This window comes from Moorena sp. SIO3B2 (assembly GCF_010692525.1).
GTDB classification, from domain to species: Bacteria; Cyanobacteriota; Cyanobacteriia; order Cyanobacteriales; family Coleofasciculaceae; genus Moorena; species Moorena producens.
On record NZ_JAAHHE010000896.1, the window covers coordinates 1 to 1,332 of the forward strand.

At 42.0% G+C, this 1,332-nt stretch carries 1 protein-coding gene; it reads right to left on the reverse strand.

Annotated features, from left to right (window positions below):
- Window positions 1–52: 52 nt before the first annotated feature.
- Window positions 53–1,288, reverse strand: coding sequence for an IS110 family RNA-guided transposase (locus F6K38_RS42170; RefSeq protein ID WP_287360812.1), 1,236 nt, complete (start codon window positions 1,286–1,288; stop codon window positions 53–55).
- Between the last annotated feature and the right edge of the window lie 44 nt (window positions 1,289–1,332).

The following is a 1,332-nucleotide window of genomic DNA, read 5'->3' on the forward strand; positions in this document are numbered from 1 at the left end:
TTTTTGAAGGATGCAGGCTCACATCCTAGGGCTACTAAGAAACAAAAGTCTACTAAGATTGAATAGGGGTTAAATCATATCCGAGTTTTTGCGCCTGCTTGTGAAGCAGGTGTAACCGGTATTTCTCCCGCTTGACTTCGTAATCATCTAAAAGCTGTGGCTGATATGGGGTTTTGCTCTTTAACAAAGCGTAAATAATTCTTGCCAATTTATGAGCGGTGGCTGTGATGGCAACCTGTGGCCCATGTTTTCGTTTTATTCGTCGATAGAAGCGCCCAATTGGCCCATCACTACGATAAACCGATTGAGCCGCCATACGAAGAGCTTGAGTAGCTCGATTGGTCACTTTAGAAGTTCCTCGTTTAATAACTTTTCCACCTGTTATTTGATTGTTAGGAGCGAGACCCAGCCAGCGAGCAAACTTTGCAGCTGTTGGCCAAACGGACATATCCAAACCAATTTCAGAAATGACGGTTTGTACCGTTAGAGTAGAGACACCTTCAATCGCGGTTAGATCAACACCACAAAGCTGATAGAGATCGGACTGTAAATCAAAATGAGGCTGGTTACCCACTTTATTATGCTTCTTAGCTGCAGGTAAAGCAGGTAAATCTTGATGGAACTCTGGGTGTAAAATTGCATATCGGGATTCAATTTTTATGTCACAATCAACGATTTTTTGTGTGTAAAAATCATAAAGCTCAACAGCCTGTTTCAACGCAAAGAGATGATCGTCTCGAAAATTTCCTTCTAAAGCTTTGGCAATTTCTTCCTCAGAAAGCCGACAACGACCATCTCGAAATGTTGCCAATTGACGGCTATTTTTCTCTCCGTCGATGATCGCACGAATAATTGACATACCAGTTTTGCCAGTCACATCAGATACGGCCCGATCCAGTCTTACATTCATTTGCTGTAGGGCTTTATGCATATGCTGAATATGACGACTACGAGACTCTATCAGCATTGCTCTTTGACGGACAAGTGAACGGAGTTGAACCATTTCTTCTTTTGGGCGAAATGAGCCCTGTAACAACCCATAAGTATGAAGTTGTTGGAGCCATTGACAATCGAGCACATCTGTCTTTTTGCCCGGAACATTTTTTATATGCTTTGCATTGACCAAACAAACGTCAAATCCTTGTTCTGAAAGATGCTCGTAGAGAGGAATCCAAAGAACACCGGTTGATTCAATTGCAACGGTGTCAACATCACATTCTTTCAGCCAACGGCTAACCTCAAATAAATCTTGAGTATATGTGCCAAACGGTACGCAATTTTGGCACATATACTCAAGATTTATTTGAGGTTAGCCGTTGGCTGAAAGAATGA

Coding starts and splice junctions, on each gene's coding strand:
- F6K38_RS42170 (WP_287360812.1), bottom strand. CDS start 1,288: ATGTGCCAAAATTGCGTACCGTTTGGCACATATACTCAAGATTTATTT.